Raw genomic sequence first — 21543 nt, forward strand, 5'->3', positions numbered from 1 at the left:
CGGGACTGCAAGCCATTGACGAGCTGTGGCTGCCGCTTGTGGAGAAGGGCTTTTGCCTCAGTTCGACTTCACCGGGGTATCGGCTTTCTTGTCGTTGCCTTCGATGAACGGGCTCCACGGCTGGGCGCGGATCGGGCCCCCGGTTTCCCAGACTACGGAGAACTGACCGTCTTCCTGGATCTCGCCGATCATCACCGGCTTGTGCAGGTGGTGGTTCTTCTCGTCCATCTTCAGGGTGAAGCCGCTCGGCGCCGCGAATTCCTGGCCAGCCATGGCTTCACGGACCTTGTCGACCTCGGTGGTGCCGGCTTTCTCGACGGCCTGCGCCCACATGTGGATGCCCACGTAGGTGGCTTCCATCGGGTCGTTGGTGACCACGGTGTCGGCGTTCGGCAGCTTCTTGGCCTTGGCGTAGGCCTTCCAGTCGGCGACGAATTTCTCGTTGACCGGGTTCTCCACGGACTGGAAGTAGTTCCAGGCCGCCAGGTGGCCGACCAGCGGCTTGGTGTCGATGCCGCGCAGTTCCTCTTCACCCACGGAGAAGGCCACCACCGGTACTTCGGTGGCTTCCAGGCCCTGGTTGGCCAGTTCCTTGTAGAACGGCACGTTGGAGTCGCCGTTGACGGTGGAGACCACGGCAGTCTTGCCGCCAGCTGAGAACTTCTTGATGTTGGCGACGATGGTTTGATAGTCGCTATGACCGAAGGGGGTATAGACCTCTTCGATGTCCTTGTCGGCGATGCCCTTGCTGTTGAGGAAGGCGCGCAGAATCTTGTTGGTGGTGCGCGGGTAGACGTAGTCGGTACCCAGCAGGAAGAAACGCTTGGCGCCGCCACCGTCTTCGCTGAGCAGGTATTCCACCGCCGGAATGGCCTGCTGGTTTGGCGCAGCACCGGTGTAGAACACGTTCGGCGACATCTCTTCGCCTTCGTACTGCACCGGGTAGAACAGCAGGCCGTTCAGTTCCTCGTAAACCGGCAGCACTGATTTGCGCGACACGCTGGTCCAGCAGCCGAAGGTCACCGCGACCTTGTCCTGGGTCAGCAACTGGCGGCCGCGTTCGGCGAACAGCGGCCAGTTCGACGCGGGGTCGACCACCACCGGCTCCAGCTGCTTGCCGAGTACACCGCCCTTGGCGTTGATCTCGTCGATGGTCATCAGCGCCATGTCTTTCAGCGAGGTTTCGGAAATGGCCATGGTCCCGGACAGCGAGTGCAGGATGCCGACCTTGATGGTCTCGGCGGCCTGGATGGACCAGGACAGGCCCATCGCGGCGATGGAAGCGGAAAGGGTGAAGGCCTTGATCAGGCTGCGACGTTGCATGGTGCGATCTCCATTCACGAATGTGAGTAAGCGGACAGCGTTGTTATGGGCATGCAGTGAAGGTCATGGCGCGGTTGTTCCGGCATCGGCTCGACGCGCTGGCGAGCGGCGTACAGCCAGGACTTGGTCTGTGCCTTGTTGACCTCTATATGGCCCTTGAGCAATTGCTGTGCCTCTTCTGTGCGTCGGGGCGGGATCGCTCTTCAGAACTGACCCGTGCGCGGTGTGGATTCCGTCTGGCGCGCAGCGCCTGAACGCTGCCCAGCCGCCCTGGAATGCGGATTTTCTCGCTGACTTCGGGCGCGCACGGGCCTCATCGCGACTGTCGATAACGGATGCAAGTTGGCAGTGCAGCGCTTCGTCGAGGCGCGACGGACGTACGCTAATCGCAGGTGCCGCACCATACGGGTGCGCTTCGGCAGTGGTAGTGCAGGCGTATGTTCGTCTGTGGGGCGCTGCGCTCGTCTGCCGGTCGGGCGCGAGATGAGGGCATCGCGAAAGCGCAGCGGCTATCAGAGGGGATCTAATAACGCGGTGCCGGGCCTGGGGGAACCCGCTCAGGCGCGCAGGTACTGCTAGCAGGACGAGTGGAGGGTGGTTATCTCAAGGATGCGCAGCGACTTTTTCAGCGCCGCTGATCCGGGCGCGATGATCGGCAGAGATTAAGGCACGAGGTAGTTCTTCACCCCGGTGAAGATGATCTGCGCCGCCAGGGCACAGACGAACAGGCCCATCAAACGGCTGACGATCTGCAGGCCCTGGTCCCCGAGCAGGCGCTCGAACTGGTTGGACAGGTACAGCACGATGCCCACGGTGAGGCTGGCGAGAAGGATCGCCGCCACCGCCACCAGCTTGTCGTCCCAATGCGGCTGGCTGGCGCCCATCAGCAGCAGGGCACCGATGGTGCCGGGGCCGACGGTGATGGGAATGGTCAGCGGCACGATGGTAACGTCCTGCTGTACGTTGTCGCTCTGCACCGCCGATTTGCCCTGGGCCATGCCCAGAGCGGAGATGAACAGCACCGAACCGGCGCCGATGCGAAACGCGTCGATGGTGATGCCGAACAGGGTGAAGATGTGCTTGCCGAACAGGTACAGCAGTACGCTGGCGATCAGCGTCGCCAGCGCCACCTTCCAGGCCAGGCGCTTGCGCTCCTTGAGGGTGTAGCCACGGCTCAGGCCGATAAAGCAGGACAGGACGAAGAAGGGGCTGTAGAGCACCAGCATCTTCAGATACAGGCTGAACAACTCGGACATGGGGCGCTCGTTTGAGAGTGGGGCATCGATAGTCGGGCGGGTTTCACCCGCCCTACGACACTTCACGCTGGCGGCGCAGTTCGCGTTCGGCGATCCAGTGCTCGATCAGCTCGCGCAGCTGCGACAGCTCCACCGGCTTGGACATATGGCCATCCATGCCTACCGCGCGGGCGCGTTCCTTGTGTTCGCTGAGAATATGCGCGGTCAGTGCCACCACTGGGGTTCGCGGGCGCTTCTCGCTCTGTTCCCAGGCACGCAGCTGTTCGGTGGCGGAGAAACCGTCGAGCACCGGCATTTCGCAATCCATCAGCACCAGGTCGTAGGGCTGCGCCTTGATCGCGCTGAGGGCTTCCTCGCCGTTGCTGGCGGTGTCCGGCTTGAGGTTGAGCTTGCCGAGCATGCCGCGGATGACCTTGGTGGAGATGCTGTTGTCCTCGGCCACCAGGATGCGGAAGTCGGCCGGTACGTTCAGCGGCGTGCTCACCGGCGTCGGCGCGGCCTGCGCGGGGGTGTCGTTGGGGCGCTGGGCCAGCTCGTCGGCCAGAGTGGTCTTGAGCGTATAGCCGGCCACCGGCTTGGCCAGGATGCGCTTGATCCCGGCGTTGCGCGCGATCACCTTGCTCGGCGCGTTGCTGATGCCGGTGAGCATGATGACCAGGATGTCGTGGTTGAGGCTCGGGTCTTCCTTGATCTTGGCCGCCAGCTGCATGCCGGTCATGCCGGGCATATCCTGGTCGAGGAGCACCGCATCGAAGTACTCGCGCATATGTGCCCTGGTGCGCAGCAGCGCCAGCGCTTCCTTGCCGGACGGCACGGCACTGACCTGCATACCCCAGGCGTTGCACTGTTGCATCAGCACCTTGCGGCAGGTGTCGTTGTCGTCCACCACCAGCAGGCGCGCGCCCTGTAACGGGCTGTCCAGGTCGGTCTCCGGCTGCTCCAGGCGGGCGGCGTCCAGCGGCAGGGTCAGCCACAGGGTGGTGCCCTGGCTGCCGCTGCCCTGGATGCCGAATTCGCCGCCCATCAGGCGCACCAGCTGGCGCGCGATGATCAGGCCGAGGCGCCCGCCCAGTTGCGTGGCAGCAAGGAAATCACGGCTTTGCAGTTCGGCATTGAGCAGCGCGTCGCGCTCCTCCGGCAGCAGCGGGCGGCCGCTGTCCTGGACGGCGACGCGCAGGCGATGCTGGCCGTCGCTGCTGTCCAGCGCCGCGACCAGCAGGATCTCGCCTTCGTCGGTCTGCTTGAAGGCATTGTCCAGCAGGCTCAGCAGGGCCTGGCGCAGGCGCGTGGGATCGCCGCTGATCACCCTCGGGACTTGCGGCTGGATGAAGCTGATCAGCTCCACCTTCTGCTGCTCGGCCTTGGCGCGGAAAATATCCAGGCAGTCCTCGATCAGCGCGCCGAGATCGAACTGCACATCATCCAGCTCGATCTGCCCGGATTCCAGCTTGGAAATGTCGAGAATTTCGTTGATCAGGGTAAGCAGCTCGTTGCCCGAGCTGTGAATGGTCTGCACGTAGTCGCGTTGCTTGGCCGACAGCGGCGTGCCCAGCAGCAGCTCGGTCATGCCCAGCACGCCGTTCATGGGCGTGCGGATTTCGTGGCTGATCTTCGCCAGAAACTCGGCCTTGGCCCGCAGCTCGGCGCTGCTGGCCGCAAGCGCTGTGCTCTTCAGCAGGGTGTCACTCTGAATCTGCCGTTGGCGCTCGGTCAGCGACACGCTGAGGATCAGGCCGGCCAGCGTGGCCACGCTGAATACACCGAGCACCAGCCAGCCCGGATTGAGCTGATCGAAACCGAGCAACACCGGCACGAAGAAGCCGAAGCCGAGATTGAACACCACCATGCCGATGGTGATCAGGCGTGCCGGCTGATAACCCGAGCGCCAGTGCAGGCTGCTCACCAGCAGCAGATTCAGTGAGCTGAGGACTACCAGCAGGTACACCAGTGAGCTGTACCAGAACAAACCGGTAACGGTGATGCACAGGGCGTAGGTCAGGATCAGCAGGGCATTGCCCTGCAGCAGGCGATTGAGCGGGCTGTGCTGCACCGGCGTGCCATTCATGAAACTGAGGCCAAAGGCCAGCGCGCTAAACGCGGCGAACAGTGCGGAAAGGTCGGCGATCAGGGACTGGTTGTAACCCAGGCTGGGCAACCACTGGGCGAAGATGCCGAGGTTGGCCGACGAGCACACCGCAAGGCCGATATTTACCCCGGCCAGCCACAGGCCGCTGGCGCTGCGGTTGTAGAAGAAGCGAATGAGGTTGTACAGGGTCAGCAGCAACAGCGCGCCGAACAGCATGCCGTAGAGGTAGGCAGGCTTCTCCAGGCTGACCAGCTCGGCCTGATCCATGACCTTGAACCAGGTCATCAGCGGATGGTTGGAGGTCAGGCGCACATAGGCGACGCGGGCCTGGCCGTCGTTTGGCAGGGGCATGAGGTAGAAACGCGATGGCAGCGGTCGCGAATCCAGTGGCATGGCTTCGCCGGTGTGCAGGTTCTGCTCCAGCTGGCCGTCTTTCAGCAGGTAATAGTCGAGATACTGCACCCGTGGCGAGAAGATCCACAGCCAGGCCGGCTGCTGCTGTGGCGCCAGTTCGGCGCGAAGCCAGACCGCGTGGTCACTGGGCGGGAAGGTGAAGGACTGTTTGCTCAGCGGCTTGAACTGCTGGCGCTGGGCGCGCACTTCTTCGAGGCCCAGGCGGGCGCTGGCGTCGACCAGATAGGACCAGCCGTGGGCGATCGTCGGGGCTGAGTTCGCACTGGCTGTCAGGGCAAGGCCGAGCAACAGCAAACTGGCGAGTAGTCCGATGGCAATCCTGAGCCGGCGCACGGGCAAATCCTTCTAAATGAGTGGCCGGATTATAGCCAAGCATTTGCTCGCGGGAATACGGCGCGGCGGGGCTTTTTATGCCTGTCGCGCCGTATTCCCTGAGCGGCCTCAGCCTTCGCCGCGCTCGCGTGCAATGGCCCGATAGCCGATGTCGTTACGGTGGAACATGCCGTTCCAGCGAATTTTCTCGGCCAGGCGGTAGGCCTGCTGCTGGGCTTCGGCCACCGTACGACCGATGGCGGTGGCGCAGAGTACGCGACCGCCAGCGGTGACGATCTGACCATCCTTCAGTGCGGTGCCGGCGTGGAATACCTTGCCGTCGAGCTTGGCGGCTTCCTCCAGACCTTCGATCACGTCGCCCTTGGCGTAGTCGCCCGGGTAGCCGCCAGCGGCCAGCACCACGCCCACGGTCGGACGCGGGTCCCAGGTCGCCTCGACCTTGTCCAGCGCCTTGGCCAGCGCAGCTTCGACCAGCAGCACCAGGGAGCTTTCCAGGCGGCACATGATCGGCTGGGTTTCCGGGTCGCCGAAGCGGCAGTTGAACTCGATGACCTTCGGCGCGCCGGACTTGTCGATCATCAGGCCGGCGTAGAGGAAACCGGTGTAGACGTTGCCTTCGCTGGCCATGCCGCGCACGGTGGGGTAGATCACCTCGTCCATCACCCGCTTGTGCACCTCGGCGGTCACTACCGGTGCCGGCGAATAGGCGCCCATGCCGCCGGTGTTGGGGCCGGTATCGGCGTCGCCGACGCGCTTGTGGTCCTGGCTGGTGGCCATCGGCAGCACGTTCTGGCCGTCGACCATGACGATGAAGCTGGCTTCTTCGCCATCGAGGAACTCCTCGATCACCACACGCGAACCGGCTTCGCCGAAGGCATTGCCGGCGAGCATGTCGCGCACGGCGTCTTCGGCTTCCTGCAGGGTCATGGCGACGATCACGCCCTTGCCCGCGGCCAGGCCGTCGGCCTTGATCACGATCGGAGCACCTTTCTCGCGCAGGTAGGCCAGTGCCGGCTCGATCTCTGTGAAGTTCTGGTAGTCGGCGGTGGGGATCTTGTGGCGTGCCAGGAAATCCTTGGTGAAGGCCTTGGAGCCTTCCAGCTGGGCAGCGGCAGCGGTCGGGCCGAAGATGTCCAGCTTGCGGGTGCGGAACAGGTCGACTACGCCTTTGACCAGCGGCGCTTCCGGGCCGACGATGGTCAGTTGCACGTTCTTCTCGGCGAAGTCAGCCAGCGCTTCGATGTTCAGCACGTCGATGGCGACGTTCTCGCACTTGGCTTCGACGGCGGTACCGGCGTTGCCCGGGGCAACGAAGACTTTCTCGACGCGCTTGTCCTGCGCCACTTTCCAGGCCAGGGCGTGTTCACGACCGCCGCTGCCGATGATCAATACTTGCATGTCAAACCCTCGATGACGCTGAGTTCAGGGGTGTCCGGAGTGCTTTGTGGGAGCGGGCTTGCCCGCGAATATGGCGCTGATTTCGCCATCCTTTCGCGGACAAGTCCGCTCCCACGGTATCTCGACTGGTCCGGATACCTGCGTAACTTTGATCGTGCCCACGCAGAGCGTGGGCACGATCATCAATGGCGGAAATGGCGCATGCCGGTAAACACCATGGCAATCCCGGCTTCATCGGCAGCCGCGATCACCTCGTTGTCGCGCATCGAGCCACCCGGCTGGATCACCGCGGTGATGCCGGCCTTGGCGGCGTTGTCGACGCCGTCACGGAACGGGAAGAAGGCGTCCGACGCCATTACCGCGCCCTGCACCTGCAGGCCGGCATGCTCGGCCTTGATCGCGGCGATGCGCGCGGAGTTGACGCGCGACATCTGGCCGGCGCCGACGCCGACGGTCTGGCGGTTCTTGGCGTAGACGATGGCGTTGGATTTGACGAACTTGGCCACTTTCCAGGCGAAGATCAGATCGTGGATTTCCTGCTCGCTCGGCGCGCGCTGGGTGACGATCTTCAGGTCTTCTGCCTTGATCATGCCGATGTCGCGGCTCTGTACCAGCAGGCCACCGTTGACGCGCTTGAAGTCCCAGCCAGCAGCGCGCTCGGCCGACCATTCGCCGCATTCGAGCAGGCGCACGTTGGCCTTGGCGGCCACCACTTCACGGGCGGCGGCGGAGATTTTCGGGGCGATGATCACTTCGACGAACTGACGCTCGACGATGGCCTTGGCGGTTTCGCCATCCAGCTCGCGGTTGAAGGCGATGATGCCGCCGAAAGCCGACTCGGTGTCGGTAGCGTAGGCCAGGTCGTAGGCCTTGCGGATGCCGCCTTCGTCTTCCGGTACCACGGCCACACCGCACGGGTTGGCGTGCTTGACGATGACGCAGGCCGGCTTGACGAAGCTCTTCACGCATTCCAGCGCGGCGTCGGTGTCGGCCACGTTGTTGAACGACAGTTCCTTGCCCTGCAGCTGGATGGCAGTGGAGACGCTGGCCTCGCCCTTCTTCGCCTCGACGTAGAACGCCGCACTCTGGTGCGGGTTCTCGCCGTAGCGCATTTCCTGCGCCTTGATGAACTGGCTGTTGAAGGTACGCGGGAAGGCGCCGCGGCCTTCGGTGGACAGGGTGTCCGCCGCCTGGTCGATGGTGCCCAGGTAGTTGGCGATCATGCCGTCGTAGGCGGCGGTGTGCTCGAAGGCCTTGAGCGCCAGATCGAAGCGCTGGGCGTAGGTCAGGCCGCCGGCTTTCAGGGACTCGATGATGCCGGCGTAGTCGCCGGTGTTGACCACGATGGCCACATCTTTGTGGTTCTTCGCCGCCGAACGAACCATGGTCGGGCCGCCGATATCGATGTTCTCGATGGCGTCGGCCAGGTCGCAATCAGGCTTGGCCACGGTGGCTTCGAAGGGATAAAGATTGACCGCGACTAGATCGATCGGCTTGATGCCGTGCTCGTCCATCACCGCGCCGTCCAGCGCACGGCGGCCGAGGATGCCGCCATGGATCTTCGGGTGCAGGGTCTTGACGCGGCCGTCCATCATTTCCGGGAAACCGGTGTAGTCGGCGACTTCCACCGCGGCCACGCCGTTGTCCTTGAGCAGCTTGTAGGTGCCGCCGGTGGAGAGAATCTCGACACCGAGGGCGGCCAGCTCGCGAGCGAACTCGAGGACACCGGTTTTGTCGGAAACGCTGATCAGCGCGCGGCGGACGGGCAGAAGGGTGGTCTGGTCGGTCATTTCACTATCCATCAGAGCGGGGATATCAGCAAAAAAGGCGGCTCATGTTGGCCGCCCTTTTCGGAGTTCGGGGTTACAGCAGGTCGTACTGCTTGAGCTTCTTGCGCAGCGTGCCACGGTTCAGACCGAGCAGCTCGGACGCCTTGGTCTGGTTACCTTTCACGTGATTCATGACGGTTTCCAGCAGCGGCGCTTCGACTTCGGTGAGCACCAGGTTGTACACGTCGGTGACGTCCGCGCCCTCAAGATGGGCGAAGTAGTTGTGCAGCGCCTTTTCCACTGCGCCGCGCAGGGTCTGACCCTCTTCGCTTGGCGTGTTCAGGTGCTGTTTAAGGCTGGTGTTGTCACTCACGGGTGCAATTCCACTCACTAGGGTCTCTGTCATCAACGTCATGCGGCCACCTCGTTTTCATCGTTGTGCCGTTCGCGGAAGAACGCGCGAACGTGGGCGCACTGTGCGTCCGTGCTGTCCAGACGGTTGAACTGGGCGCGAAACTCCCTGGCGCCCGGCAGGGTTGCCAGATACCAGCCGACATGCTTGCGGGCAATGCGTACGCCCATCAATTCGCCATAGAAGGCGTGCAGTGCGGCCAGGTGTTCCAGCAGAATGCGTTCCACTTCGAGCAGGCTCGGTGCCGGGAGGATTTCACCGGTACGCAGGTAGTGCTCTATTTCACGGAAGATCCACGGTCGGCCCTGAGCGGCGCGACCGATCAGCAAGGCGTCGGCGCCGGTGGCGTCGAGCACGGCCTTGGCTTTTTGTGGGGAGTCGATGTCGCCATTGGCGAACACCGGAATCGATACCGCCTGCTTGATGGCGGCGATGGTCTCGTACTCGGCTTCGCCGGTGTAGAGGTCGGCGCGGGTGCGGCCGTGTACGGCCAGGGCGGTGATGCCGGCATCTTCGGCGATCTTCGCCACGGTGATGCCGTTCTTGTTCTCGCGATCCCAGCCGGTGCGGATCTTCAGGGTCACTGGCACGTCCACCGCGCCGACCACGGCGTCGAGTATCTCGCGAACCAGCGGCTCATCACGCAACAGGGCGGAACCGGCGGCCTTGTTGCAGACCTTCTTGGCCGGGCAGCCCATGTTGATGTCGATGATCTGCGCACCCAGTTCGACGTTCTTGCGCGCGGCGTCGGCCATCATCTGCGGGTCGCCACCGGCGATCTGCACCGAGCGCGGCTCGGGATCACCGCCGTGCAGCAGGCGCAGGCTGGATTTACGGCTGTTCCACAGGCGCACATCGCTGGTGACCATCTCCGACACCACCAGGCCGGCACCGAGACGACGGCACAGCTGGCGGAACGGGCGATCGGTGACGCCGGCCATGGGAGCCAGGATCAACCGATTGGGCAATGTGTAGGGGCCAATACGTGGGGCCGACATGGGGCGTCCCTGCTTGTTGGTTCGCAGTTGAGACAGTAAGCGATCAACACCTGGCCTCCACTGTGTCCTCAGGGGAAACGATGGTGGGTTGGTGCTCGCGAAAGGGTGGGCATGATACCCGCTCTGGATGACCGGATAAAGGTCGTTTTGAACAAATTCTGAACAGCTATGGGCTTATCGCCAGCAGTTAGATGGAAGCTCTGCGACCACTGGTCGCAGAGCCTTCAGGCTACTCGGGGGAGTGGAAGCTGAGGCTGTAGTTGACCGCGCGGGGGCCCGGGTCGAGGATGTCCAGCGAGATGTGGATGGGCGTTTGCGGCGGCATTTCGCTCTGCCCGGCCAGTTCGCCGGCGAGGTATTCGCTGGGCTTGAAGCGACGGCTGGCGACCAATTGCCCGCCCAGGTCGGCGAAGCGCATTTCCAGCAGCGGGAAGGGCTGGGCGAAGGGCGCGCGGTTGTAGAGGATGGCGTCAACGATCAGCGCACCGGAGAACTCCGGGTGGCTGCGCACCACCAGGTTGCTGCTGCGAATCTGGCCGATATCGACTTTCGACGGCAGGGTGCAGCCGATGTTCGGACACAGCTGTTCGAACCAGGGGCGATAACGCTCCTGACGCGCCAGTTCATCGAAGTTGTATGCCACGTACTGCGCCAGCAGGCCGCCCGCCGCCAGCAGGTTGAGCAGGCCCCAGCCGAACACGCGTCCCCAGGCGATGCCCTGTGGCTGGCGCCATTCAAGTTGCAGAGGTTCGTCGTCCAGTTCGAACAGTCGCTCCTCGCGCAGGCCAGGCTCGTTGCGCGTCACCTTGGGCGCTTCACGCTCGCTGTGCAGCTCTTCATCCTGGTGCTCGCGCTCATCGGGTTCGTCATCGAGATTGCCCAAGCGCGGCTCGTCGGTTTCGTCGAGGTCCTCGTCGATGGCCTGCTTGCGGGGGGAGACCGGCGAGGCGAACTCGGCGTTGACCTTGGGTTCAGGTGCGGCAATCGGTTCGGGCTGGTGGTCGGTCGGTTGCAGTTCGAAGCTGTCGCGCTCGTGCTTCGCCGGCTCGTCACGCAACAGGGCTTCGGCCCAGGCTTCGTCATGCGCTTCTTCGCGTTCATCCGCCGCGTTGCTGTCGAAGTTCTCGCTGTAGCGCGGCGCTCGCTCCAGGGCGAGGAACTGCTGCGACAGTTGCTGCTCCTGCTCTTCCAGCCTGGCCAGTTCCTCGTCCAGATCGAGGCTGTCCAGGTCGAGGTCATCGTGGATCCACAGGGTATCGTCGACCGGCTTCTTTACCGGCTTGGCACTGGTATCGGCTTGAACCTGGCTGACCTGAGCGCTCGTCGCTTTACTTGGCGTTGGCGTCGCCGCGCGGGAACCGAACAACTGTTCGGCGGCGTTGAACACGTGCAGGCAGGCCCCGCAGCGCACGGCGCCATGGGCAGCAGCCAGCTGTGCCTGGCTGACACGGAAGCTGGTACGGCAATGGGGGCACTGGGTGACGTGGCTTTCGCTCATGCGCGGGTCCGGAAAATCCAAGCAGCTAGTCTAAAGGAGCGGCTTCAGGCTGCAAGCCACAAGCTGCAAGTAAGGGCAAAGCAGCCCGGCCTTCATCCGGGCTCGCTTGCAGGTTGCGGCCTCCAGTCTTGCCGCGTGCTTAGCGCTTGACGCCGCTGATGCGCACCCAGCCGTCCTTGGTGGCGGTCGGGTCGAGGTCGAAGGCGCCGGCATAGGCAGCGCGGACTTCCTCGGCCTGTTCTGCGAGGATGCCTGACAGCGCCAGGCGTCCACCTTCTTTGACCAGCGCGGTGATCTGAGGTGCCAGGGAAACCAGCGGGCCGGCGAGGATATTGGCGACGACCACGTCCGCCGGCTGCTGCGGCAGATCGGCCGGCAGGTAGACCGGGAAGCGTGCCGGGTCGATGCCATTGCGCGAAGCGTTGTCGCGCGAAGCCTCCAGGGCTTGTGGGTCGATATCGGTGCCCACGGCCTGCGGTGCGCCGAGCAGCAGGGCGGCGATGGCGAGGATGCCCGAGCCACAGCCGAAGTCGAGCACGCTGCAGTTGTCGAGCGTCTGACCGTCGAGCCATTCCAGGCACAGTGCAGTGGTCGGGTGGGTGCCGGTGCCGAAGGCCAGACCTGGATCGAGCAGCAGGTTCACGGCGTCCGGCTCCGGTGCGGCATGCCAGCTCGGCACGATCCACAGGCGCTGGCCGAAGCGCATCGGCTGGAAGTTGTCCATCCATCTGCGCTCCCAGTCCTGATCCTCGATGCGCTCGACATGATGCTCCGGCAGCGAGCCGCCACACAGCAGTTGCAGGTGGGCGATCAGTGCGGTCTCGTCGGTGTTGGCTTCGAACAGGGCCAGCAGATGGGTGTGCGACCACAGCGGGGTAGTGCCCAGGTCCGGCTCGAAGATCGGCTGATCTTCAGCATCCATGAAGGTCACCGATACGGCGCCTACTTCCAGCAGGGCGTCCTCGTAGGTTTCCGCCTGTTCGGGAGTGATGGCGAGACGGACTTGTAACCAGGGCATGGGAAACTCTCTGTGCGAGCCGCGCGGTCGAACTGGGCGCGGCGTGTTTGGTTCGGACGCCCGAAGGCGGGACAATGGGCTACTCAGGTACTGACGTCGGGATTGTCCCAGTCGTTCTGGCCATCGTTATCGATTAGCCAGTTTAAAGCGGCGTGGCGTTCCATGACTACGCTTGCGTTCATGCCCGCGGGCATCGGCGCCTGTTTCAGGCGGGCGTCGACGCAGGCCCAGTGGTAGCGATAGATAAGATCGGCTTCGTCGAGGATGCTGTGGATGTCGCGTAGCCGAACGTGCTGCAGGAACGCCGCGAAATCCTCATGCCGTGAAACGGCCTCGATGGCGAAATCGCAGTCGATGGTGTGGTCGGGAAAATCCAGCGTCTCGACGATGCCCAGGGCCCAGAGCAGTACCCAGTAGGCTTCGTACTTCCAGACCATATTGATGACGTCCTGCTGCTCGCCCTGATTGCTGAGGATGTGCACCTCGGCGGGAGTCAGCTGGGTGATGCCGTATTGCTCGAGCAGTTGCTGGCACCACTGGGCCGTGTCGGGCGAGTAGTTGCCGGCATTGCGGTCACAGGCGGCCTGGATGGTGATCAGGCAGGCAATGGCGCGCTGGGCGATTTCCTCTGCACTGCGTATGCGAACCTCGCTGGCGGGTTCGATCATCGGCAGGTGGTCGATGTAGGGAATACCGGCTGCCTGGAGTCTGGCGATGGAGGCGGCCTTGCGCTCCGCGGGGGTGAGTCCGTTCATGTGGTTCATCCTTCTGGAGTGGAATGAAAAAGGGAGCGGCCATGGCCGCTCCCTTTCGATGCTACAAGAACCGGCTCAGTGCCTGTCCATACCCAGTTTCTTTTCAAGGTAGTGGATGTTCACGCCACCTTTGACGAAACCCTTGTCGCGGGTCAGGTCGCGGTGCAGCGGCACGTTGGTCTTGATGCCATCGACCACGATCTCGTCCAGGGCATTGCGCATGCGCGCCATGGCTTCGTCACGGTCCTTGCCGAAGGTGATGAGCTTGCCGATCAGCGAGTCGTAGTGCGGCGGCACGCTGTAACCGCTGTACAGGTGCGAGTCGACGCGAACGCCATTGCCGCCCGGAGCATGGAAGTGCTTGACCTTGCCGGGGCTGGGCATGAAGTTGTCCGGGTCTTCGGCGTTGATCCGGCACTCGACCGAGTGACCGAGGATCTTCACGTCTTCCTGCTTGATCGACAGCGGGTTGCCGGCGGCGATGCTGAGCATCTCTTTGACGATGTCGATGCCGGTGACCATCTCGGTGACCGGGTGCTCCACCTGAACACGGGTGTTCATCTCGATGAAGTAGAAGCGACCGTCTTCGTAGAGGAACTCGAAGGTGCCGGCGCCACGGTAGCCGATCTCGATGCAGGCATCGACGCAGCGCTTGAGCACTTCGGCGCGGGCCTTCTCGTCGATCAGCGGGGCCGGCGCCTCTTCGATCACCTTCTGGTGGCGACGCTGCAGCGAGCAGTCGCGGTCATACAGGTGAATGGCGTTGCCCTGGCCATCGGAGAGCACCTGGACTTCCACGTGACGCGGGTTGCCGAGGAATTTTTCCAGATAGACCATCGGGTTGCCGAACGCGGCACCGGCTTCGGTGCGGGTCAGCTTGGCCGACTTGATCAGGTCTTCTTCCTTGTGCACCACGCGCATGCCGCGACCACCGCCGCCGCCGGCGGCCTTGATGATCACCGGGTAGCCCACTTCACGGGCGATGCGCAGGGCCTCTTCCTCGTCTTCCGGCAGCGGGCCGTCGGAGCCGGGAACCACCGGTACGCCGGACTTAATCATGGCGTCCTTGGCCGACACCTTGTCGCCCATCAGACGGATCACGCTGGCGGTCGGGCCGATGAAGGCGAAACCGGAGTTCTCCACCTGTTCGGCGAAGTCGGCGTTCTCGGCGAGGAAGCCGTAGCCCGGGTGGATGCCGGTGGCGCCGGTCAGCTCAGCGGCGCTGATGATCGCCGGGATGTTCAGGTAGGACTGCGCGCCAGCTGCCGGACCAATGCAGACGGATTCGTCGGCCAGGCCCAGGTGCATCAGTTCGCGGTCGGCGGTGGAGTGCACGGCCACCGTCTTGATACCCAGCTCCTTGCAGGCACGCAGGATACGCAGGGCGATTTCGCCACGGTTGGCGATAAGGACTTTTTCCAGCTTCTGCATTGCAGGCTCCCCGTGCATCAAACGATGGTGAACAGGGGTTGGTCGTACTCAACCGGCTGGCCGTTTTCCACCAGGATGGATTCGATCACACCGCTGGCTTCGGCTTCGATGTGGTTCATCATCTTCATCGCTTCGACGATGCACAGGATGTCGCCCTTCTTCACGGTCTGACCGACTTCGACGAAGTTGGCCGAGGTTGGCGAAGCGGCGCGATAGAAGGTACCGACCATCGGCGAGCGAGCCACGGTGCCGTTCAGTTTCGGCGCAGCGGCCGGAGCGGCTTCAGCGCCCGGAGCGGCGGCTGCGGCTACAGGCGCGGCGGCTGGAGCGGGTGCCGGGGCGTAGATCGGCTGGGCGGCATAGGCCGGCTGCTTGCTGTGACGGCTGATGCGTACGGACTCTTCGCCCTCTTTGATCTCCAGCTCGTCGATACCGGACTCTTCCAGCAGCTCGATCAGTTTCTTGACTTTACGGATATCCATGAAGGGTCAACTCCCAGAGGTGAGGTAGGACTTGTCTACCAGGCTACGCATCAGGCGCGCCCGGTCAGTTGTTCGAGTGCTGCTTCCAGGGCCAGCCGGTAACCGCTGGCGCCAAGCCCGCAGATCACCCCTACGGCAACGTCGGAAAAGTAGGAGTGATGGCGGAACGGTTCACGCTTGTGCACGTTGGACAGGTGCACTTCGATGAATGGGATGCTCACCGCCAGCAACGCGTCACGTAATGCGACGCTGGTATGAGTAAAAGCGGCAGGATTGATCAGGATAAAGTCGACACCTTCACCCTTTGCGGCGTGAATGCGCTCGATCAGCTCGTACTCGGCATTGCTCTGCAGGTACAGCAAATGGTGACCGGCCTCGCGGGCGCGCTGCTCCAGATCCTGATTGATCTCGGCGAGGGTGGTGGCGCCATATTTGTCGGGCTCGCGGGTGCCGAGCAGGTTCAAATTGGGGCCGTGCAGCACCAGTAGGGTGGCCATGGTCGCGTTCCTTGTTGTTCGGGCTGCGCCGGACTATGCCGTAGCGCGTACGATATCGGCAATAGCCGACACGATGCCCGGCGTTTGCGGCAGAAATATGACTATAGCGCTGGTTTCGGTCGTTGCCAGGCCGCCTGGCTGCGTGCGACGAGGGCGCCGGACGCTCTAGCGGCCGGCCTGGCGGCTGGCGGCCCGGTCCAGGCGGGTGGCGAAGGTGGCGGCATCGACCTCACCTACGACACGCAGATCGAGCAATTCGTCACCATTGCCGGCGAACAGCTGGATGGCGGGCGGGCCGAACAGCTGGTAGCGGTCGAGCAGGGTGCGCTGGGCGGCGTTGCTTTCGGTGATGTCGAAGCGGATCAGGCGCCAGCCGGCCAGCTTGCTGCCGACCTCGGCATTGCCGAATACCTCGCGTTCGATGACCTTGCAACTGATGCACCAGTCGGCGTACCAGTCCAGCAGCAGCGGCTGGCCGCTGGCTTTGGCCTCGGCCAGGACGGCGTCCAGTTCGGCCGGGCTGCTCAGGGTTTGCCAGGCGCCGCTCTTGGCGCTGCTCTGGCTTACGCCAGCCTGCAACTGGCCGAGCGGCTTGAGCGGATCGGTGGCGCCTTGCAGGGCGCCGACCCAGGCGGCCAGGGCATAGACCAGCAGCGCCAGTCCGGCGATCTGGCCGAGCTTCTGCCGGTGCGTCTTGGGTCCGAACTCCAGCGCGCCGAGGAACACCGCCACGCCGCCGGCCAGCAGGCCCCAGAGTGCCAGGCTGAGGCTGCCCGGCAGGACGCGCTCGAGCAGCCACACCGAAACGGCCAGCAGCAGCACGCCGAAGGCGTTGCGCACGGTGACCATCCAGGTGCCGGTTTTCGGCAGCAGTGCACCGCCGCCTACGGCGAACAACACCAGTGGCGTGCCCATGCCAAGGCCGAGCGCGAGCAGCTTCAGGCCGCCGCCCAGGGCATCGCCACTGGCGCTGATATAAAGCAGCGCGCCGGCCAGCGGTGCAGAAACGCAGGGGCTGACCAACAGGCTGGAAAGGACGCCGAGCAGGGCGGCATTCACGTGCGAACCACCCTGAGTCTTGCCGGCGAGACGATCCAGCGGCTCGCTGATGAAGCGTGGCAGGCGCAACTCGAACAGGCCGAACATGGCCAGCGCGAACACCGCGAAGAAGGCCGCGAAGGGCACCAGCACCCAGGCTGATTGCAGACGCGCCTGCAGATTGAGGCCAGCACCGAACAGACCCATCAGGGTGCCGAGGACGGCGAAACAGATCGCCATCGGCAGCACATAGGCCAGCGACAGCGTCAGGCTGCGCAGGCCACCGAGTTGCCCGCGCAGCACCACGCCGGAGAGGATCGGCAGCATCGGCAGTACGCAAGGCGTGAAGGTCAGTGCCAGGCCGCCGAGGAAGAACAGCGCCAGCTCCTTCCAGTTCCAGTCGGCCGCGACGGGTGCTGCATCGCCGCTGGCGGCGGGCATGTCACCGATCTCGATGAACTCGGTTTCCGGCGGGTAGCACAGGCCCTTGTCGGCGCAGCCCTGATAGCCGACCTGCAGGCGCAGCGGGCGGTTGTCAGGGTTCTCCAGCGGCAGACGAATATCCAGCACGCCGTAATAAACCTCGACATCGCCGAAGAATTCGTCGTGCTTGGCCTGGCCCGCGGGCAACTCGGCCTCGCCGAGCGTGAGGTCGGCCGGCTCGATGCTGAAGTTGAAACGATGGCGGTAGAGGTAGTAGCCCTCGGTGGCGACGAAGCGCAGCGTCACCGACTGCGTGTCACTGCTGACCAGGCTCAGCTTGAAGGCTTCACGCACGGGCAGGAAATCGCTGCTGTTATTCAGCGGGGCGCCAAGCGGCGAGGCGGCCGGGCGCTGATCGAACAGGCCGGCGCTGGCAGGCAGGCTCAGGCAGAGCAGAAGCAGGGGAAGCAGCAGGCGACGCAGTGACATCGGGCGAATATCTCGGCGAAAGGTGGCGGCATGATACCGGAAAGCGCTCAGCCGCATCGCTGTCGCCACGCCGGAGCGTCGAATGCCGGGGATGAGCGGAACCTTGGAGATGGCCGGTCTGCGGGAGTTCCTGCCGAGAGTTGCCTGCGCTGCCGTGTCGCAGGCCCTGTTCGTTCAGTGCCTAGACGCGAAACGCCTGCACGGCGCTGTGCAACTGACCGCCAAGCTGCAGCAGACGTTCGCTTTCGTTGCGTCCGCTGGCGATCAGACCGAGATTTTCATCACCTAACTGATGGATGCGTTCCCCATGTTCGCGGATCTCGCCGACTGCGCCGCTCTGCTGGGCAGTGGCCTCGGCGATGCGCTCGGCCATGCTGGCGATGGTGCGGATGGCGCTGACGATCTCGTCCAGCGCGCCATCAGCCGCCTCGGCCTTGCCGGCGGTGGCTTCGGCATGCTCGACCTGGGCGCGCATGGCCTGCACGGACTGGTGGGCGGCTTGCTGCAGGCGACCGATCACCTCCTGGATTTCCGCTGTGGCACTGCCGGTTCGCTTCGACAACGAGCGCACTTCGTCGGCGACCACGGCGAAGCCGCGGCCGGCCTCACCGGCACGCGCAGCCTCGATGGCGGCGTTCAAGGCCAGCAGGTTGGTCTGTTCGGCGATGCTGCGAATCACCGTCAGCACGCCACCAATGGTCTCGGTTTCGCTGGCCAGGCGCTCGATGGCCTGGGCATTGTCCTGTACCTCGCTGACCAGCGCATGCAGGCCCTCCAGACTCTGGCCGATGACCTGCTGGCCGTGCACCAGGGCACGGTCGGCGTCACGGCTGGCATCCGCGGTCTGGCTGGCGTCCTCGGCGACCTGGCTGATGGTCGCTTCCAGCTCGCCCAATGCATCGCGGATCAGCGCGGTATCCCCGGCCTGGCGTTCGGCGCCGCCGTGCAGACCGCCGCTGAGGTCGGCCAGTGTGCGGCTGGAACCTGCGACCTGTTCGGCATGGCCGCGAATGCTGGCGACCAGTTCCACCAGATAACGACGCAGATGATTGAGGGAGTCTTCGATGTCGCGCAGCTCGCGGGTGCGCGAGTTGATCGAGACCGGCGTGGCGAAATCGCCGCCGGCCCAGCGCGACAGGGCCGGGACCAGGTTGCCAAGCACCTGCGACAGGCGCCGCTGGATGCGGTCGATGAGCAGGGCGATGAACAGAATCAGGCCGATCATCAGGCCCTGGATCACTCGCACTTCGCCCTGAATGCGCGCGTACTCGCCTTTGACCAGCGGCTCCAGCGCAGCCAGAGCCTGCTGCACCTGGCTCACGCGCTCGGTCGTGGTCACGGCCAGTTGCTGGCGCTGCTCGACCAGCTCCCGGGTGCGCTGCAGTTCACCGGGATAGCGGCGCACCAGCGTGCTCAGCTCGCGCTTGAGGTCGATACCGCGGTCCTGCGTCTGTTGCTCCTGCTCGTCGTCATCCAGCCCGAGCAGGGCGGCGAAGCCAGCGCTGGCGGAACTGTCGGCCTGCTGCACGCCAAGCAGTGGCAGGCTGTCGAGCGCTTCCACCTGCTGGCCCAGGGCCTTGAGTTCACGCTCGACGTCACCGAGCAGTTCGCTACGCCCCTGGCTGGTGAAGCGTTCACGAGCATGCGCCAGCTTCAGCAGGCGTGAGCCTGCCTCCTGCAGCGGCTTGCGATAGCTGGCGGCGCCTGGGCTGCTGGTGCTGTCGACGTACTGACCCAGTTGTTCCAGCGTGGCGAGCATTTCGCGTTCGGCCTGTAGCAGCAACCCTTGCGGATCGCCCGCCAGCTTGCCGGCGGCGAGTAACTGGTTGGCGCTGAACTCGCGCAACTGTTGCAGGCTTGGGCGCAGTTCACTGGCCAGCTGTTGCGGGAGCTGTTCGAGGGATTCGTCGAAGGCGTCGATGGCCTGGGTCGCGGCGCTGTGTTGCACGGCATTGCCACTGGCCAGGTAGGCCTGGATGTTGTCCGCCACTTCGTGCTGGAACTGCTGAGACAGCGTCAGGTAGCGCTCCATCAACTGCACCGGCTGCTGCAACGCACGCTGCGACCACCAGAGTGTTGCTGCCAGGGCGACGCAGACGGTGACCAGCAGCAGAGTGTTGAGATTGGTGAGCAGCTTGAGGCGCATGGCGGGCTCGATCGACAACTGAACGATGCGCGCGAGCTTATTGCGGTTTGATTACAGGCTTATGACGACGTGCGCTGCATCACGTTTCGTGGGCAGCCGCAGCGGCCGTCAATCGACGCTGAATAGCTCGACCCGGTTGCGGCCGCCATGCTTGGCCTTGTAAAGCGCTTCGTCGGCGCGCTTGGACAGCGAGTTGCCGTCGAGGCCCGGTTGCAACATGGCAATGCCGCAACTGAAGGTGCAGGACAGGTCCTGCGGCTGCGCCGGGTAGTGGATCTCGGCAAAGCGTTGGCGAATTTCCTCCAGCACCCTGAGCGCCGATTGCTCGTCGGTATCGGGCAGCACTACGGCGAACTCTTCGCCACCGTAACGGCCGATATGGTCGGTCTTGCGCAGGCGCTGCTTGAGGAACAGCGCCAGACTTTTGATCACCCGGTCGCCCATCGGGTGGCCATAGGTGTCGTTGACCTTCTTGAAGTGGTCGATGTCGAGCATGGCGAAGGCCAGCGGCTGCTCTTCGCGGCGCGCGCGGTAGCAGGCGTCGTCGAGCAACTGCAGGGTGTGGGTGTGGTTGTACAGGCCGGTGAGGCTGTCGCGCACCATGCGCGCCTTGAGGTTGCGCGCGCGCGCCGCGCGGTTGCGCACGGTGGCGATCAGATGGCGCGGCTTGATCGGCTTGGTCAGGAAGTCGTCGCCGCCCTCGCTCATGGCGTCGAGCTGCTTGTCTAGGTCGTCCTCGGCCGACAGGTAGATGATCGGCACGCTGACGTAGCGGTCGTTGTGGCGAATCACCTTGGCCAGCTCGGTGCCGTTGCACTCGGGCATATACATGTCGAGGATGATCAGGTCCGGCTGGAACTCGGCCAGCGCATCCATCGCCAGGATCGGCTCGGTGAGCGTATGGGTGAGGATGCCGGCGCTGTTGAGCACGCGTTCGGTGTGAGTCGCCTGGGCCTTGGAGTCGTCGACGATCAGCACCTTGTACGGGTCGTACTGCGAAACGTGGGTCAGCACCTCGATGCGTTCGAGCAGGCTCGAGGCATCCAGCGAGCCGGTGAAGAACTCCTGGCCACCGGCGCGTACCGCGGCCAGGCGCGTGGGCGTGTCGGTGTCGCAATGGCTGAAGAACAGCAGCGGAATCTTCTGTTCCAGGCCTTCCTGCACCGAATTGGCCAGTTCCAGCCCGGCGCCAGCGAAGTCGACGTCCATGACGATGGCCGCAGGATGGCGTTCGGTGATGGCGGCGCGGAAGGCGCGCTCATCGCTCAGCGCCTGCGCGGCGAGGCCGAAGAACTCCAGCTGCTGGGCCAGGCGCTCGCCACGCTGAGCATCCTGCAGGGTGATGTAGACCGGCTTGCGCAGCGGCGGCAGAAAGGTCTGCTCGAAGGCATCGCTGTGGCGCAGTCCGGTACGTGAGAGGCGCTGCATGGCCTGATTGAGCCGAGCGATCAGGCTACTGTTGAGTCGGCCACGGTTTTCCGCTACTTCATCCAGGCTGGCGCCGATGCTTTGCGCCAGCTGTGCGTGCTCGACCTGTTCGAAGCGCTCGGCATAACGCAGCAGGCGCAGGTTGGCCTCGGTCAGCTCGGTCATGCCGACATCGTTCCATTCGCTGCGTTGTAGGCGTTGCCAGACTTCCAGCACCTGACGTGCCTGGTGAATCACGCGCTGGGCGAAGTGATGCTTGAGGCGATCGCGACTGGGGTCGGGGTGCTCGGTCATGGGCCGACTTCTATAAGTGGTTAAGTCCGTGGTGGCTTGATGCTATCACTTGAGG

General features: G+C 64.1%; 16 protein-coding genes. All 16 read right to left on the minus strand.

The annotated features are described in order from the left end of the window. Positions 1-57: 57 nt before the first annotated feature. A complete protein-coding gene (gene urtA / locus B2U07_RS18655) occupies positions 58-1323 on the minus strand; it encodes an urea ABC transporter substrate-binding protein (protein ID WP_275547268.1) in 1266 nt (421 codons plus the stop codon). Positions 1324-1985: 662 nt separating this feature from the next. After that, a complete protein-coding gene (locus B2U07_RS18660; RefSeq protein WP_197859371.1) occupies positions 1986-2579 on the minus strand; it encodes a MarC family protein in 594 nt (197 codons plus the stop codon). A 52-nt stretch (positions 2580-2631) separates the two neighbouring features. Next, positions 2632-5412 (minus strand): hybrid sensor histidine kinase/response regulator, encoded by a 2781-nt coding sequence (locus B2U07_RS18665; protein ID WP_296277449.1) that lies wholly within the window; start codon positions 5410-5412, stop codon positions 2632-2634. Between the two features lie 108 nt (positions 5413-5520). Then, entirely contained in the window at positions 5521-6810 is a 1290-nt protein-coding gene (purD, locus tag B2U07_RS18670) for a phosphoribosylamine--glycine ligase (protein WP_275547266.1), read from the minus strand. A 182-nt stretch (positions 6811-6992) separates the two neighbouring features. Continuing rightward, a complete protein-coding gene (gene purH / locus B2U07_RS18675; RefSeq protein WP_275547265.1) occupies positions 6993-8600 on the minus strand; it encodes a bifunctional phosphoribosylaminoimidazolecarboxamide formyltransferase/IMP cyclohydrolase in 1608 nt (535 codons plus the stop codon). A 73-nt stretch (positions 8601-8673) separates the two neighbouring features. Then, positions 8674-8994, minus strand: coding sequence for a DNA-binding transcriptional regulator Fis (gene fis, locus B2U07_RS18680; RefSeq protein WP_003242613.1), 321 nt, complete (start codon positions 8992-8994; stop codon positions 8674-8676). Then, a complete protein-coding gene (gene dusB / locus B2U07_RS18685) occupies positions 8991-9989 on the minus strand; it encodes a tRNA dihydrouridine synthase DusB (protein ID WP_275547264.1) in 999 nt (332 codons plus the stop codon). Before dusB ends, fis begins: the two co-directional genes overlap by 4 nt. A gap of 229 nt (positions 9990-10218) precedes the next feature. Then, positions 10219-11487, minus strand: coding sequence for a DUF3426 domain-containing protein (locus tag B2U07_RS18690; RefSeq protein ID WP_275547263.1), 1269 nt, complete (start codon positions 11485-11487; stop codon positions 10219-10221). Between the two features lie 139 nt (positions 11488-11626). Then, positions 11627-12505: a 50S ribosomal protein L11 methyltransferase gene (prmA, locus tag B2U07_RS18695; protein ID WP_275547262.1), complete on the minus strand. Its 879-nt coding sequence runs from the start codon at positions 12503-12505 to the stop codon at positions 11627-11629. An 83-nt stretch (positions 12506-12588) separates the two neighbouring features. After that, on the minus strand, positions 12589-13260 hold the full coding sequence (locus tag B2U07_RS18700) for a DUF4272 domain-containing protein (RefSeq protein ID WP_296277450.1): 672 nt from the start codon (positions 13258-13260) through the stop codon (positions 12589-12591). Positions 13261-13335: 75 nt separating this feature from the next. Next, entirely contained in the window at positions 13336-14691 is a 1356-nt protein-coding gene (accC, locus tag B2U07_RS18705; protein WP_275547260.1) for an acetyl-CoA carboxylase biotin carboxylase subunit, read from the minus strand. Positions 14692-14708: 17 nt separating this feature from the next. Next, entirely contained in the window at positions 14709-15173 is a 465-nt protein-coding gene (accB, locus tag B2U07_RS18710; protein ID WP_275547259.1) for an acetyl-CoA carboxylase biotin carboxyl carrier protein, read from the minus strand. A 50-nt stretch (positions 15174-15223) separates the two neighbouring features. Beyond that, positions 15224-15670, minus strand: a complete 447-nt coding sequence (gene aroQ, locus B2U07_RS18715; RefSeq protein WP_275547258.1) for a type II 3-dehydroquinate dehydratase — start codon at positions 15668-15670, stop codon at positions 15224-15226. Between the two features lie 165 nt (positions 15671-15835). Next, complete coding sequence (locus B2U07_RS18720) at positions 15836-17620, minus strand: protein-disulfide reductase DsbD (RefSeq protein WP_275547257.1); 1785 nt, start codon at positions 17618-17620, stop codon at positions 15836-15838. Between the two features lie 181 nt (positions 17621-17801). After that, on the minus strand, positions 17802-19766 hold the full coding sequence (locus tag B2U07_RS18725) for a methyl-accepting chemotaxis protein (protein ID WP_275547256.1): 1965 nt from the start codon (positions 19764-19766) through the stop codon (positions 17802-17804). Positions 19767-19874: 108 nt separating this feature from the next. Beyond that, entirely contained in the window at positions 19875-21488 is a 1614-nt protein-coding gene (locus tag B2U07_RS18730) for a response regulator (RefSeq protein ID WP_275547255.1), read from the minus strand. Positions 21489-21543 lie beyond the last annotated feature (55 nt).

The organism is Pseudomonas sp. UBA7530, from assembly GCF_002479365.1.
Taxonomy (GTDB): domain Bacteria; phylum Pseudomonadota; class Gammaproteobacteria; order Pseudomonadales; family Pseudomonadaceae; genus Aquipseudomonas.

Excerpts from the sequence above, each read along its gene's own strand:
- urtA (WP_275547268.1), bottom strand. The coding sequence starts at position 1,323 with ATGCAACGTCGCAGCCTGATCAAGGCCTTCACCCTTTCCGCTTCCATC.
- B2U07_RS18660 (WP_197859371.1), bottom strand. The coding sequence starts at position 2,579 with ATGTCCGAGTTGTTCAGCCTGTATCTGAAGATGCTGGTGCTCTACAGC.
- purD (WP_275547266.1), bottom strand. The coding sequence starts at position 6,810 with ATGCAAGTATTGATCATCGGCAGCGGCGGTCGTGAACACGCCCTGGCC.
- purH (WP_275547265.1), bottom strand. The coding sequence starts at position 8,600 with ATGACCGACCAGACCACCCTTCTGCCCGTCCGCCGCGCGCTGATCAGC.
- fis (WP_003242613.1), bottom strand. The coding sequence starts at position 8,994 with ATGACGTTGATGACAGAGACCCTAGTGAGTGGAATTGCACCCGTGAGT.
- dusB (WP_275547264.1), bottom strand. The coding sequence starts at position 9,989 with ATGTCGGCCCCACGTATTGGCCCCTACACATTGCCCAATCGGTTGATC.
- B2U07_RS18690 (WP_275547263.1), bottom strand. The coding sequence starts at position 11,487 with ATGAGCGAAAGCCACGTCACCCAGTGCCCCCATTGCCGTACCAGCTTC.
- prmA (WP_275547262.1), bottom strand. The coding sequence starts at position 12,505 with ATGCCCTGGTTACAAGTCCGTCTCGCCATCACTCCCGAACAGGCGGAA.
- B2U07_RS18700 (WP_296277450.1), bottom strand. The coding sequence starts at position 13,260 with ATGAACGGACTCACCCCCGCGGAGCGCAAGGCCGCCTCCATCGCCAGA.
- accC (WP_275547260.1), bottom strand. The coding sequence starts at position 14,691 with ATGCAGAAGCTGGAAAAAGTCCTTATCGCCAACCGTGGCGAAATCGCC.
- accB (WP_275547259.1), bottom strand. The coding sequence starts at position 15,173 with ATGGATATCCGTAAAGTCAAGAAACTGATCGAGCTGCTGGAAGAGTCC.
- aroQ (WP_275547258.1), bottom strand. The coding sequence starts at position 15,670 with ATGGCCACCCTACTGGTGCTGCACGGCCCCAATTTGAACCTGCTCGGC.
- B2U07_RS18720 (WP_275547257.1), bottom strand. The coding sequence starts at position 17,620 with ATGTCACTGCGTCGCCTGCTGCTTCCCCTGCTTCTGCTCTGCCTGAGC.
- B2U07_RS18725 (WP_275547256.1), bottom strand. The coding sequence starts at position 19,766 with ATGCGCCTCAAGCTGCTCACCAATCTCAACACTCTGCTGCTGGTCACC.
- B2U07_RS18730 (WP_275547255.1), bottom strand. The coding sequence starts at position 21,488 with ATGACCGAGCACCCCGACCCCAGTCGCGATCGCCTCAAGCATCACTTC.